Source organism: Variovorax robiniae (assembly GCF_037889955.1).
Classification (GTDB): domain Bacteria; phylum Pseudomonadota; class Gammaproteobacteria; order Burkholderiales; family Burkholderiaceae_C; genus Variovorax; species Variovorax robiniae.
Map to the genome: position 1 here is coordinate 164,607 of NZ_JBBKZS010000002.1, position 12,472 is coordinate 177,078.

Genomic DNA, 12,472 nt, shown 5'->3' on the forward strand with positions numbered 1-12,472 from the left:
GGAGGAACTTGGCATGCGCGAGGAGGAGTCGGGCCGCTTCGAGGTGGGCGGAAAAAGGGCGTTCTACGTGCTCGCCATCTGCTCGCTGCTCCATGCCATGTGCAGTGCCGACTGGCAGGTCATGGCGGTGGTGCTGGAGCCGATGCGGCGGGACATGGCCCTGAGCGATGCGCAGGTCGGCCTTGCCAGTTCGGCCTACTTCCTCGGCGTCATCTTCTTCGTGATCCCGGTGTCGCACCTGGTCGACGCCTGGAGCCGCCGGTACATGCTGGGCCTCACGGCCATCTTCTGGAGCGCCTGCACCCTGTTCACCGGCATGGCGGGCGGGATCGCGTCGCTGCTGGTGGCGCGCCTCGGCGTCGGAGTCGGCGAGGCGGGGTTCGGCCCGGGCAGCACGGCGCTGGTTTCCGCGTCGTTTCCTGAAGAGCAGCGCGCCAGGAAACTCGGCATCCTCAATGCCTTCATCACCGTCGGTGTGTTCCTGGGCGTGACCGGCGGCGGCTACCTTTCTGCGAAGTACGGCTGGCGCATGCCCTTCTACGTGTTCGGAGTCGCCGGGATCGTGCTCGGCATCCTTGCGTTCTTCATGCAGGACTACCGCTTGCCCAGGTCCGACAACAGCGACACCGTGGGCGGCTCCCTGCTGGCGAACCTGCGCCAGCTGATCCGGATCCGCACACTGCGCTGGGTGTGGGTGGGCCTGGGCATGAACGCGGTGCTGCAGGTCTCCGTGAGCACCTGGCTTCCGGCGCTCCTCATGCGCGCCTACGACCTCCAGGAGGACAAGGCGGGCTACCTCATGGGCGCCTTCACCGCCATCGGCCTGCTCGGCCCGATCCTTGGAGGGATCGTCGCGGACCGCTGGCAGCGCAGGCATCCGGGCGGCCGCATGCGACTGGCGGCGACCGGTGCCGCCATGGCCTCGGTGTTCCTCTGGCTGTCGCTGGTGGCAGGCCTGGACCGGCACAATGAGGTGCTGATGTACTTCGGCGCGGCGATGATGTCATTGCACAGCATCGGCGTCGCCATGGCGTTTCCGGCGGCGGCCGCCGCTGTGCAGGACATCGTTCCAGCGAAGTTCAGGAGCCTCGCATGGGGCGCCTCGATCGCCGCGCTGTTCCTGCTGGGCGGTGCCTGGGGGCCCCTGCTGGTCGGAACCCTGTCACAGGCGTTCGGCGATGGCTACCGGGGCCTGGCGATCGGCCTTGCAGCGACCGGCCTGTTCGGCTTGCTGGCCAGCGGGATCTGGTGGGCCGCCGCGCGGCAAATGCGACACGACAGGGCGCGGCCTTGATACGGCGACGCGGCCGAAGCGTTCACCCCCTGGACGCTGCAACGAAGCTCGCACCCTCGAACCGCAGCGACTTCAGCCCGGGGAACGTGTCGCGCAGGTTCTGCACTTGCGCCATTCGCTTGTAGGACCACGGAATGGCTTGGCCGTCGCCGCGATATTGCTGGCGCAATTCGACGACGAAGGGTTTGGCCGTGGGCGACGGCAATTCGGCGTGTGCATCAGGCACGGCCACCCACAGCACCAGTGCGGCGGCAAAGGCCTGCATCAAGGCGGCGGGAAGATTGATCTCGGAAAACATGGCAACGACTCCTGGGCGCGAGTGAAGCCTCGCAATGCAGGAATTGTGTTTTCCGCTCGTCCTTTCGACGAGGAACAAAGGCACGGGCCACTGCGCAGCGGACCGTGCCTTCGGATGTTCGGCGCTTTCCCGGCGCCCGTGTGGAAGCGTCTTACGCCAGCGTGTAAGCCGTCTTCACCGTGGTGAAGAATTCCTGCGCGTAGCGGCCCTGTTCACGCGGCCCGTAGCTAGAGCCCTTGCGACCGCCGAAGGGCACGTGATAGTCCACACCCGCCGTCGGCAGGTTGACCATCACCATGCCGGCCTGGCTGTGGCGCTTGAAGTGCGTCGCGTACTTCAGGCTCGTGGTGGCGATGCCCGCCGACAGGCCGAACTCGGTGTCGTTGGCCGTGGCCAGTGCTTCCTCGTAGTTTTTCACCCGGATGACGCTCGCCACCGGGCCGAAGATCTCTTCCTTGTTGATGCGCATCGACGCCACCGATTCGCTGAACAGCGCCGGCGACATGTAGTAGCCCTCGGTGCCCAGCTTCAGGCGTTCGCCGCCCGCAGCCAGCGTGGCGCCTTCGCCCTTGCCGATGGCGATGTACTCCAGGTCCTGGTCCAGTTGCGACTGGCTCGACACGGGGCCAATGTCCGTGCCAGCGGCCAGCGCATCGCCCACCTTGATCTTCGCCATGCGTTCCTGCATCGCGGCAATGAACTTGGGGTAGATGCCTTCGGTGACGATCAGGCGGCTGGATGCGGTGCAGCGCTGGCCGGTCGAATAGAAGGCGCTCTGCACGCTGAGTTCGACGGCCTGCGCCAGGTCGGCATCGTCCAGCACGATCTGCGGGTTCTTGCCGCCCATCTCCAGTTGCACCTTCTTGTGGTTGGTCACGCACTGGATCGCGATGTTGCGGCCCACGCCCACCGAACCGGTGAAGCTGATCGCATGGATGCCGGGATGGTTCACCAACGCGTTGCCGATGACGCTGCCACGGCCCATCACGAGGTTGAACACGCCCGCCGGGATGCCCGAGCGGCTGATGATCTCGGCCAACGCCCACGAGGAGCCCGGCACCAGGTCGGCGGGCTTCAGCACCACGCAGTTGCCGAAAGCCAGGGCCGGCGCGATCTTCCAGGCGGGGATCGCGATCGGGAAGTTCCACGGCGTGATCAGGCCGACGACACCGACCGGCTCGCGCGTGATCTCGACGCCGATGTTCGGGCGCACCGAGGGCAGCGTCTCGCCCGACAGGCGCAGGCATTCACCGGCGAAGAACTTGAAGATCTGGCCGGCGCGCGTGGCTTCGCCGATGCCTTCGGCCTTGGTCTTGCCTTCTTCGCGCGACAGCAGCGTGCCGAGTTCTTCGCGGCGCGCGAGGATCTCGGTGCCGATCTTGTCGAGTGCGTCCGAGCGTGCCTGGATGCTGCCCGTGGCCCAGGCCGGGAAGGCGGCGGTGGCGGCGGCCACGGCGGCTTCGACGTGGGTGGCATCGCCCTGCGTGTACTCGGCGATCGTGTCGCCGAGGTTCGACGGGTTCAGGTTGGGGCTGTAGGCGTTGCCCTTGGTCCACTGGCCGCCGATGAGGTTGTCGTGTTGTTGCATGTGTGCGTGTCCTTGGTGTGGAAAACGGGAAGGCCGAAGCGTATGCCGCCTCGGCCTTGCTGACTATTGAATCGCGTTCACGGCGCCGGCGGCCGCACGGCCTGGCGCGCGAGCAGCTTCCATTCGCCGCCCTGCTTCTGCCAGACGCCGAGGATCTTGATGCTGACCTTGCCGGGCTTGCCGCCATCCAGCGTGTCGGCCGTGAGCGTGTGCCGCACGATCGCGGCGTTGCCGACCACCTTGATGGTCTGGTCCGTGATCGCGATGGTGACGAAGTCCGAGGCCTTGCTCATCAGGTCGGCGACGAAGGTGGTCTTCGTGTCGACCTTGCCGCCCGAATGACCGTAGCTCAGGTCGTCGGCCAGCAGCGGATTGAGCGCGGCGGGCGTCGGGTCGATCATCGCCACGCGCAGCTTCTCGGCCGCGGCGGCCACGGCCTGCTCGTCGCCCGGCGAGGCGCCGCCGGACATGCCGGCACAGCCGGCGAGTGCGAACGCAGCGGTCGCGATGAGGATCAGTTTCTTCAGCATCTGGAGTCTCCTTCGGTTGTTGTCAATTCTTGGCGGATCTCTTCAGGGGACATCACGGAACCGGCGCTGTGCCGGTCCGCGACGCCGGGCCGATTACAGGCCTTGCGGGCCGAGCTTGTCGATGAGGGCCTTGAGCATTTCCATCTCGTCCGCCTTCAGGTCGGTCAGCGGCGTGCGCACCGGGCCGGCATCGTGGCCGACGATCTTGGCGCCGGCCTTGATGATGCTGACCGCGTAGCCTTGCGTGCGGTTGCGCAGGTCCAGGTACGGCATGAAGAAGTCCTTCAGCAGGCGATGCTGCGTGGCCATGTCATCGTTTGCTACCGCGTGGTAGAAATCCATCGCCGTCTTCGGGATGAAGTTGAAGACAGCCGACGAATACACCGGCGTGCCCATCGCCTTGTACGCGGCGGCATAGACCTCGGCGGTCGGCAGGCCACCCAGGTAGGCGAAGCGGTCGCCCATGCGCTGGTAGATCGCAACCATGGTCTCGATGTCGCCGATGCCGTCCTTGAAGCCGACCAGGTTCGGGTTGCGCTCGGCCAGCTTGGCCAGCGTCTCGGGCTTGAAGCGCGTCGAGCCGCGGTTGTAGATGATCACGCCGAAGTTCACGCTCTTGCACACCGCCTCCACGTGGGCCGCCAGGCCTTCCTGGCCGGCTTCGGTGAGGTAGTGCGGCAGCAGCAGGATGCCGTGCGCGCCGGCCTTCTCGGCGGCTTGTGCGCATTCGATCGCAAAGCGTGTCGGGCCGCCCGCGCCGGCAATGATCGGCACCACGCCCTTGCAGGTGTCCACTGCCGTCTTGATGATCCCCGGATATTCCGCGCCGGTCAGCGAGAAGAACTCGCCCGTGCCGCCAGCGGCAAACAGCGCGCTCGCACCATACGGCGCCAGCCATTCGAGGCGCTTTTCATAGCCCTTCTTGTTGAAGTCGCCGTTCGCATCGAAGTCGGTCAGCGGAAACGAGAGCAGGCCGGAGCCCATGATTGTCTTGAGTTCTTGCGGGTTCATTTGTGAAAACGTTCAGTGGTGGTGTTGACAGAAAAAACGGGGCCGTTGAGTCGCAAAGATTCCGTAGCGAGGGCACCGAGGTCGGGTCGAGGAGCGCAGCCGCACTCCCGTGCGGCGAGCACCGCAGGCCCGAGATCGGTGGCCGCAGTAGGAAGATTCGTGACTCAATCCAGTTTGATGTCGGCTTCTTTGACTACCTTGGCCCAGCGCGCACGTTCCTTGTTGAAGAACGCTTCTTCTTCGGCGGGAGACATCGTCACGACCTCGGCGCCTTGCGCAGCCAGGCGCGAGCGGATGTCGGCGGAGCGGATGATCGTGATCAGTTCCTTGTTCAGGCGCTGGATGATCGCGTCCGGCGTGCCCTTGGCGACGCGAACGCCTTGCCAGGTGCCGGTCTCGTATCCGGGCACGCCCTGTTCGGCGATGGTGGGCACGTCGCCGAGCAGCGGCATGCGGGTGGCCTTCGACACCCCCAGCACCTTGAGCTTGCCGCCCTGCACCTGCGGCAGCGTGGCCAGCATGCCGTTCATGAGGATCTGGGTCTGGCCGGCGACGGTGTCCTGGATTGCCTGCACGCCACCCTTGTAGGGCACGTAGGTCCACTTGGCGCCCACGGCGCGCTGCAGTGCCACGCCGGCCAGGTGCGGCGCGCTGCCGGTCGCCGTCACGGCGAAGTTCATGTCGCTGCTCTTGGACAACGCGACCAGTTCCTTCAGGTTGTTGGCCTTCACCGACGGATGCACCACCAACAGGTGCGGCGAGTAGGCCAGCATGGTCACGCCGCGCAAGTCCGTGGACGGATCGAATGACAGCTTGAACACCGACGGGCTGATCGCCAGCGCGCCCACGTCGCACAACAGGATGGTGTAGCCATCGGGCGTGGACTTGGCGACGAAGTCGGCGCCGAGGTTGCCATTCGCGCCGGCCTTGTTCTCGACGATGACCGGCTGGCCCAGCGCCACCGACAGCGGCTGGCTGATGGCGCGCGCAATGATGTCCGACGAGCCACCCGCCGGGTACGGCACGATGATCTTGATCGGCTTGGTGGGCTGCCAGGCCGGTGCTTGCGCCAGGGCCGCGAAGGGCGCCGCGGCCAGCAGGCCGGCGGCAAGAAGGGTGCGACGGGTAGTGCTCATGGTTGTCTCCTTGAAAGTGAGTGCAAGCGCCGGCTCATTTCAGCGCGATCCTAAGTTGTCAGTCATCGTACAACTAAAAATACAACCCGTCCAGCGGATTGCCCCAAAAAAACTTCAGGTTTCTGTCGGAGGCGCGGCTGGCGAAGCCGGCGCGGCGGCCTTCTGCGCTTCTTCCTGCGCGACGCGCAGGCGCTCGCGGCTGTTGGTCAGGTGGATGCGCATGGCGGCCCGGGCCGACTCGGGGTCGCGCCGCGCGATGGCGGCGTAGATTTCCTCGTGCTCGCGATTCACCCGGCTCAGGTAGGCGCCGCCACGGTCGATGTTGCGGATCGCGCTGATGCGCGTGCGCGGGATGATCGTGGTGCCCAGGTGGCTCATGATGTCCGCGAAGTACGGATTGCCCGTGGCCTGCGCGATCTGCAGGTGGAAGCGGAAGTCGGGCGAGACGGTGTCGCCGGCCGTCGCCACGTTGTGCTGGAAGTCTTCCAGAGCCTGCCGCATCGCGACGAGTTGCTCCTCGGTGCGCCGGCTCGCGGCCAGGCCGGCGGATTCGGTTTCCAGGCTGATGCGCAACTCGAGCACCGCCAGCACGTCGACCGAGGCGGCGATCTCGCCCGGGTCGAGCCGGAACACCCCGCCCGCCCGCGGTTGCAGCACGAAGGTGCCCACGCCGTGGTGCGTCTCGACCAGCCCCGCCGCCTGCAGCTTGGACAGCGCCTCCCGCACCACGGTGCGGCTGACGCTGTAGGCCTGCATGATTTCGGATTCGGTCGGCAGTTTGTCGCCGGGGCGCAGCACCTGGTTGCGGATCTTGTCGCTCAAATCCTCGACGAGGCCGTGCGCCAGCCCGCGCGCGCGGCGCCGCGGCTGTCCGACGAACTCCGTGGCAACGGCATGGGGGACCTCCTGCGGCGCTGTCGCAGGAGGCTCATTGACTAGGTAATTACCCGTAACACTGGCGACCATGCAACGATGATAATCCGCCACTCGTTGTACGACAACAGTTAAGTTACATCTCTATGCCGAATTCTCAGACCCCGAACAAGCTGCACCGAATCCTCCTGACCGGCGCTGCCGGCGGACTCGGCAAGGTGCTGCGCGAGCGCCTGCAACCCTATGCGGACGTGCTGCGCTTGTCGGACATCGCCGGCATGGCGCCCGCCGCCGGCCCGCACGAGGAAGTGGTGCCCTGCGACCTGTCGGACAAGCAGGCGGTCGACGCGCTGCTGGCCGATTGCGACGCCATCGTCCACCTGGGCGGCGTCTCGGTCGAGCGCCCCTTCGAGGAAATCCTGGAAGCCAACATCCGCGGCATCTTCCATGTCTACGAGGCCGCTCGCCGCCATGATGTCAAGCGCGTGGTGTTCGCCAGTTCCAACCACGTCATCGGCTTCTACAAGCAGGATGAGCACATCGACGCCCATGCCCATCGCCGGCCCGACGGCTACTACGGCCTGTCCAAGTCCTTCGGCGAAGACATGGCGCAGTTCTATTTCGACCGCTACGGCATCGAGACCGTGAGCATCCGCATCGGCTCGTCTTTCCCCGAGCCGCTCAACCGCCGGATGATGAGTTCTTGGCTCAGCTATCGCGACCTGACGACGCTGATCGAGAAATGCCTGTTCACGCCCGACGTGAAGCACACCGTGGTCTACGGCATGTCGGACAACAAGGTCGTGTGGTGGGACAACAGCGCCGCCGCGAAGCTGGGCTTCGCGCCGCAGGACAGCTCGGAACCGTTCCGCGAGAAGGTCGAGGCGCAGCCGCCGGTTGCGCCCACCGACCCCAACGCCATCTACCAGGGCGGCGCCTTCACGGCGCAAGGCCCGTTCGGCGATTGAGCACGCGCGCGATGCAAGCAGAACTCGTCCTCGATGCGCGCAACGGCACCGGTGAAAGCCCGGTGTGGCGTGCCGACGAGCAGGCGCTCTACTGGGTCGACATTCCTGCGAAGCAACTCCATCGCATCGACGAGGCCGGCGCGCACACCGTCTGGACCGGCGAGGAGATGCTCGCCTGCATCGCACCGCGCAAGGGCCATCCCGGCCAGTGGATCGCCGGCATGGAAAGCGGCATCTTCGCCATCGGCACCCGCGACGACGGCACGCTCGCCACCTCGTCCGTCGCGGGCGTGGCCCATGCCCAGCACGGCATGCGCTTCAACGACGGCCGCTGCGACCGGCAGGGCCGCTTCTGGGCCGGCACCATGCTGATGGACATGGCCGCGGCACGCGATGTCGGCCGTGTCTACCGCTACCAGCGCGACGTCAACGCCGAGGTCGCGCTGCGCCTGCAACTCGAGCACCTGATCGTCCCCAACGGCATGGCCTTCAGCCCCGACGGCAAGACCATGTACCTGTCGGACTCGCATCCCAACGTGCAGACCATCTGGGCCTTCGACTACGACACCGCCAGCGGCACGCCGCACAACCGACGCGTCTTCGTCGACATGAATCCCCTGCCCGGCCGCCCCGATGGCGCCGCCGTCGATGCCGACGGCTGCTACTGGATCTGCGGCAACGACGCCGGCCTGGTGCATCGCTTCACGCCCGAGGGCAAGCTGGACCGCTCGCTCGCCGTGCCGGTCAAGAAGCCCGCGATGTGCGCCTTTGGCGGCGCCCGACTCGACACCTTGTACGTCACCTCGATCCGCCCCGGCGGCGACCTGAGCGACCAACCCCTGGCCGGCGGCCTCTTCGCACTGCGCCCCGGCGTGCAAGGCCTGCCCGAGCCCGAATGTGTTTTTTGACCCTGTGATTTTCGATAGCACCAACCCGAGGACGACAACATGAAATTGAAGCAATCCCTGATCGCCCTGGCTGCCGGCGCGTTCGCCGCACTGGCCGGCGTTTCCGCCCAGGCCACGGAGTTCCGCTCGGCCGACATCCATCCGGATGACTACCCGACCGTGACGGCCGTCAAGTTCATGGGCGAGCGCCTGAAGGAACTCTCCGGCGGCAAGCACACCATCAAGGTCTTCAACAACAGCGCGCTGGGCCAGGAGAAGGACACCATCGAGCAGACCAAGATCGGCGCCCTGTCGATGGTCCGCGTGAACATCGCGCCGATGAACAACATCTGCCCGGAAACGCAAGTGCCGACGATGCCCTTCCTGTTCCGCTCGGTCGACCACCTGCACAAGGTGCTGGACGGCCCGGTCGGCGAGGAGATCCTGAAGTCCTGCGAGAAGCAGGGCTTCGTGGGCCTGGCCTACTACGACAGCGGCGCACGCTCGATGTTCACCGCCAAGAAGCCGGTGCGCTCCTTCGCCGACATGAAGGGCCTGAAGATCCGCGTTCAACAGTCCGACCTGTGGGTGTCGATGCTCGAAGCCATGGGCGCCAACGCCACGCCGATGCCGATGGGCGAGGTCTACACGGGCCTGAAGACCGGCCTGATCGACGGCGCCGAGAACAACTACCCCACCTATGAAAGCGCGCGCGCCTTCGAAGTGGCCAAGTACTACTCGAAGACCGAGCATTCGATGGCGCCGGAAGTGCTGCTGTTCTCCAAGCGCGTGTGGGACAAGCTCTCGCCCGAAGAGCAAGGCTGGCTGCGCCAGGCGGCCAAGGAGTCGGTGCCCTACATGCGCAAGCAGTGGGAAGCGCGTGAGGTCAAGTCGCTCGCCACCGTGAAGGCCGGCGGCGCCGAGATCATCGACGTGGACAAGGCGCCGTTCCAGGCCGCGATGAAGCCGGTGTACGACAAGTTCATCACCGATGCCAAGCTCAAGGATCTGGTCAAGCGGGTGCAGGACACGAAGTAGTGCCTTCACTCCTTCCCCCTTTGGGGGAAGGTCGGGATGGGGGCAAACCTGCGCCCCAACGACGCACCGCATGCCCCCACCCCTACCCTCCCCCAAGGGGGGAGGGAGAAACAAATAAACCATGTACACCAAACTCTGCCGCACGCTCGCGCGTGCCTGCATGTGGCTCGGCATCTTCGGTCTCGTGGCAGTGATCTGCTGCGTGAGCTGGCAGGTGTTCGGCCGCTACGTGCTCAACAACACCCCCACCTGGGCGGAAAGCCTGGCGCTGCTGCTGGTGCTCTACGTCACGATGCTAGGCGTGGCCGTCGGCGTGCGTGACGCGGGCCACATCGGCCTCGAATCCTTCCTGGTGCTCGCGCCCGACTGGCTGCGCCTGAAGATGGAATACCTCATCCACGCGCTGATCCTGCTGTTCGGCTTTGCCATGGCCATGGGCTGCGGCGAGCTGGCGATCTCCGTGTGGGACTACCGCCTGCCGACGCTGTGGATCTCCGAAGGCTGGAAATACGTGCCCGCCACCTTTGCGGGCGTGCTCATCGTGATGTTCTCCATCGAACACATCATCGCGCTGGCCAAGGGCGGCGAAGTCGAACCCGCCTGGGGCTGAAGCCATGACCATTCCTCTGTTGATCCTGTGCGTGTCCTTCACGCTGTTCCTGCTGCTCGGCGTGCCGGTGGCCTTCTCGATCGGGCTGTCGGCCCTGGCCACGCTGCTGTATGAAGGCCTGCCGCTGGCGGTGGGCTTCCAGCAGATGACCTCGGGCATGGGCATCTTCTCGTTCCTGGCCATTCCCTTCTTCATCTTTGCCGGCGAGCTGATGCTCTATGGCGGCATTGCAGATCGCATCGTCAACTTCGCGCGTGCGCTGATCGGGCACGTGCGCGGCGGCCTGGGCATGTCGAACGTGGTGGCCTGCACGCTGTTCGGTGGCGTCTCAGGCTCGCCCGTGGCGGACGTCTCGGCCATGGGCGCCGTGATGATCCCAATGATGAAGAAGGAGGGCTATCACGCCGACTACGCCGTCAATGTGACGACGCACGCGGCCCTCGTCGGCGCGCTGATGCCGACCAGCCACAACCTCATCATCTATTCGCTCGCGGCGGGCGGCAAGGTGTCGATCGCGGCGCTGATCCTGGCCTGCCTGGCGCCGGCGGCGGTGCTGACCATCAGCAACCTGGCGGCGGCCTACCTGGTGGCCGTGAAGCGCGGCTATCCGGCCGGGAGCTTCCCGGGCTGGAGCATCGTGGCGCGCTCGTTCGCGGCCGCATTGCCGGGCCTGTTCATCGTCGTGCTGATCCTCGGCGGCATCCTGTCCGGCGTGTTCACCGCGACCGAATCGGCGGCCGTGGCGGTGCTCTATGCGCTGGCGCTCACGATCTTCGTGTACCGCACGCTGAAGTGGGAGCACTTCGTGAAGGCGGCCTCCAAGGCGGTGCGCACCACCGGCGTGATCCTGCTGCTGATCGGCATCTCCAGCACCTTCGGCTACCTCATCAGCCTGTACGGCGTGGCCGAACTTACGGGCCAGATGCTGTCCCAGATCACGACCACGCCGTGGATGATCTTCCTGCTGATCAACATCATCCTGTTCGTGCTGGGCACCTTCCTGGACATGGCCGCGACCATCCTGCTGTGCACGCCGATCTTCCTGCCGATCGCGCAGCAGTACGGCATGACTTCGGTGCAGTTCGGCGTGGTGATGCTGATCAACTGCGCGCTGGGCCTGAATACCCCCCCCGTGGGCACCACGCAGTTCGTGGGGTGCGCGATCGGCGGCGTGTCGGTGGGCACGGTGATGAAGACGATCTGGCCGTTCTACGGCGCGCTGATCTTCGCGCTGGGCGTGGTGACCTTCGTGCCGGCGTTCTCGACCTGGCTGCCGAGTCTGTACATGGTGGTGAAATAAGGTTCGCTCCCAGCGGCAACACCCGCGGTCCGGCAAGCCCGGGTCTGCGGTGTTCCCTGGGCAAGCCGACGCAGCATTGAACAAGAGCAAAGGAACGACATGGACGATCTCAAGGGCAAGACAGCATTGATCACCGGCGCCAGCACCGGCATCGGCGCAGCGGTGGCCATCGCCTATGCGGCGCGCGGCATGCGCGTGGCGGTGCACTACAACAGCTCGGCCGATGCGGCGGAGAAGGTGGTCGCCACGATCAAGGCCGCCGGCGGCGACGCCTTCACCCTGCGCGCCGACGTGCGCGACACCGCCGCCATCAAGGCCGCCACGCAGGAGGCCAACGACAAGCTGGGCGGCGTCGACGTGCTGGTCAACAACGCCGGCAGCCTGGTCAAGCGCGTACCGATCGCCGACCTCGACGACGCCTTGTTCGACGAGGTCATGCACATCAACGCCCGCTCCGTGCTCGCCTTCTGTCGCGAAGTGGTGCCGCTGATGCGCGCACGCAAGAAGGGAGGCAGCATCATCAACGTGTCGTCGGTGGCGGCACGCACCGGCGGTGGACCGGGTGCATATCTCTATGCCGGCGCCAAGGGTTTCGTCAGCACCGCAACGCACGGTCTCGCGAGGGAACTGGCGCCCGACAACATCCGCGTCAACGCTGTCGCGCCCGGCGTGATCCAGACGCCCTTCCATGACCGCTTCTCGACCCCTGCGATGCTCGAATCCTTCAAGGGCGCGATCCCGCTGGGCCGCATCGGCGAGCCGGAGGAATGCGTCGGCGCCTTCCTGTACCTGGCCTCGGAAAGCCTGTCGGGCTACGTGACCGGACAGATCCTCGAAGTCAACGGCGGCCAGTACATGCCCTGAGCCCCCATCGCTCGCAAGACGCAAAAATAACAACAGCGCCACCCGCGGACGCCGAGGGAGCCGCGGGCCCATTTC

Annotated in this window: 13 protein-coding genes; 7 read left to right on the plus strand and 6 right to left on the minus strand. The window is 65.9% G+C overall.

Annotation, left to right across the window (positions count from 1 at the left end; genetic code table 11):
- Nucleotides 1-13: 13 nt before the first annotated feature.
- On the plus strand, nt 14-1,294 hold the full coding sequence (locus WKW79_RS04945) for an MFS transporter (RefSeq protein ID WP_340334000.1): 1,281 nt from the start codon (nt 14-16) through the stop codon (nt 1,292-1,294).
- A 22-nt stretch (nt 1,295-1,316) separates the two neighbouring features.
- Here WKW79_RS04945 and WKW79_RS04950 read toward each other — a convergent pair whose 3' ends face one another.
- The 6 genes from WKW79_RS04950 to WKW79_RS04975 all read right to left on the minus strand — a co-directional run bounded on the left by WKW79_RS04950 (nt 1,317) and on the right by WKW79_RS04975 (nt 6,823).
- Complete coding sequence (locus WKW79_RS04950) at nt 1,317-1,592, minus strand: hypothetical protein (protein ID WP_340334001.1); 276 nt, start codon at nt 1,590-1,592, stop codon at nt 1,317-1,319.
- A gap of 151 nt (nt 1,593-1,743) precedes the next feature.
- Entirely contained in the window at nt 1,744-3,180 is a 1,437-nt protein-coding gene (locus tag WKW79_RS04955) for an aldehyde dehydrogenase family protein (protein WP_340334002.1), read from the minus strand.
- Nucleotides 3,181-3,257: 77 nt separating this feature from the next.
- Nucleotides 3,258-3,710 carry a nuclear transport factor 2 family protein gene (locus tag WKW79_RS04960; RefSeq protein ID WP_340334003.1) on the minus strand — a complete coding sequence of 151 codons (453 nt, stop codon included), beginning with the start codon at nt 3,708-3,710 and terminating at the stop codon, nt 3,258-3,260.
- A 93-nt stretch (nt 3,711-3,803) separates the two neighbouring features.
- Nucleotides 3,804-4,721 (minus strand): 5-dehydro-4-deoxyglucarate dehydratase, encoded by a 918-nt coding sequence (gene kdgD / locus WKW79_RS04965; protein ID WP_340334004.1) that lies wholly within the window; start codon nt 4,719-4,721, stop codon nt 3,804-3,806.
- Between the two features lie 164 nt (nt 4,722-4,885).
- A complete protein-coding gene (locus tag WKW79_RS04970) occupies nt 4,886-5,857 on the minus strand; it encodes a Bug family tripartite tricarboxylate transporter substrate binding protein (RefSeq protein ID WP_340334005.1) in 972 nt (323 codons plus the stop codon).
- 114 nt (nt 5,858-5,971) lie between these two features.
- Nucleotides 5,972-6,823, minus strand: a complete 852-nt coding sequence (locus tag WKW79_RS04975; RefSeq protein ID WP_340334006.1) for a FadR/GntR family transcriptional regulator — start codon at nt 6,821-6,823, stop codon at nt 5,972-5,974.
- A gap of 53 nt (nt 6,824-6,876) precedes the next feature.
- On the opposite strand from WKW79_RS04975, the gene WKW79_RS04980 reads away from it, so the two are divergent.
- The 6 genes from WKW79_RS04980 to WKW79_RS05005 all read left to right on the plus strand — a co-directional run bounded on the left by WKW79_RS04980 (nt 6,877) and on the right by WKW79_RS05005 (nt 12,397).
- Nucleotides 6,877-7,698 (plus strand): NAD-dependent epimerase/dehydratase family protein, encoded by an 822-nt coding sequence (locus tag WKW79_RS04980; RefSeq protein WP_340334007.1) that lies wholly within the window; start codon nt 6,877-6,879, stop codon nt 7,696-7,698.
- An 11-nt stretch (nt 7,699-7,709) separates the two neighbouring features.
- Nucleotides 7,710-8,606 (plus strand): SMP-30/gluconolactonase/LRE family protein, encoded by an 897-nt coding sequence (locus WKW79_RS04985; RefSeq protein ID WP_340334008.1) that lies wholly within the window; start codon nt 7,710-7,712, stop codon nt 8,604-8,606.
- A gap of 39 nt (nt 8,607-8,645) precedes the next feature.
- Nucleotides 8,646-9,623 carry a TRAP transporter substrate-binding protein gene (locus WKW79_RS04990; protein ID WP_340334009.1) on the plus strand — a complete coding sequence of 326 codons (978 nt, stop codon included), beginning with the start codon at nt 8,646-8,648 and terminating at the stop codon, nt 9,621-9,623.
- A gap of 121 nt (nt 9,624-9,744) precedes the next feature.
- On the plus strand, nt 9,745-10,233 hold the full coding sequence (locus WKW79_RS04995; protein WP_340334010.1) for a TRAP transporter small permease: 489 nt from the start codon (nt 9,745-9,747) through the stop codon (nt 10,231-10,233).
- Between the two features lie 4 nt (nt 10,234-10,237).
- Nucleotides 10,238-11,533: a TRAP transporter large permease gene (locus WKW79_RS05000; RefSeq protein ID WP_340334011.1), complete on the plus strand. Its 1,296-nt coding sequence runs from the start codon at nt 10,238-10,240 to the stop codon at nt 11,531-11,533.
- A 99-nt stretch (nt 11,534-11,632) separates the two neighbouring features.
- A complete protein-coding gene (locus tag WKW79_RS05005; protein ID WP_340334012.1) occupies nt 11,633-12,397 on the plus strand; it encodes an SDR family NAD(P)-dependent oxidoreductase in 765 nt (254 codons plus the stop codon).
- Nucleotides 12,398-12,472 lie beyond the last annotated feature (75 nt).

Bases quoted from the DNA above. Each gene is read 5' to 3' on its own strand.
- WKW79_RS04945 (WP_340334000.1), top strand. From the start codon at position 14: ATGCGCGAGGAGGAGTCGGGCCGCTTCGAGGTGGGCGGAAAAAGGGCG.
- WKW79_RS04950 (WP_340334001.1), bottom strand. From the start codon at position 1,592: ATGTTTTCCGAGATCAATCTTCCCGCCGCCTTGATGCAGGCCTTTGCC.
- WKW79_RS04955 (WP_340334002.1), bottom strand. From the start codon at position 3,180: ATGCAACAACACGACAACCTCATCGGCGGCCAGTGGACCAAGGGCAAC.
- WKW79_RS04960 (WP_340334003.1), bottom strand. From the start codon at position 3,710: ATGCTGAAGAAACTGATCCTCATCGCGACCGCTGCGTTCGCACTCGCC.
- kdgD (WP_340334004.1), bottom strand. From the start codon at position 4,721: ATGAACCCGCAAGAACTCAAGACAATCATGGGCTCCGGCCTGCTCTCG.
- WKW79_RS04970 (WP_340334005.1), bottom strand. From the start codon at position 5,857: ATGAGCACTACCCGTCGCACCCTTCTTGCCGCCGGCCTGCTGGCCGCG.
- WKW79_RS04975 (WP_340334006.1), bottom strand. From the start codon at position 6,823: ATGGTCGCCAGTGTTACGGGTAATTACCTAGTCAATGAGCCTCCTGCG.
- WKW79_RS04980 (WP_340334007.1), top strand. From the start codon at position 6,877: ATGCCGAATTCTCAGACCCCGAACAAGCTGCACCGAATCCTCCTGACC.
- WKW79_RS04985 (WP_340334008.1), top strand. From the start codon at position 7,710: ATGCAAGCAGAACTCGTCCTCGATGCGCGCAACGGCACCGGTGAAAGC.
- WKW79_RS04990 (WP_340334009.1), top strand. From the start codon at position 8,646: ATGAAATTGAAGCAATCCCTGATCGCCCTGGCTGCCGGCGCGTTCGCC.
- WKW79_RS04995 (WP_340334010.1), top strand. From the start codon at position 9,745: ATGTACACCAAACTCTGCCGCACGCTCGCGCGTGCCTGCATGTGGCTC.
- WKW79_RS05000 (WP_340334011.1), top strand. From the start codon at position 10,238: ATGACCATTCCTCTGTTGATCCTGTGCGTGTCCTTCACGCTGTTCCTG.
- WKW79_RS05005 (WP_340334012.1), top strand. From the start codon at position 11,633: ATGGACGATCTCAAGGGCAAGACAGCATTGATCACCGGCGCCAGCACC.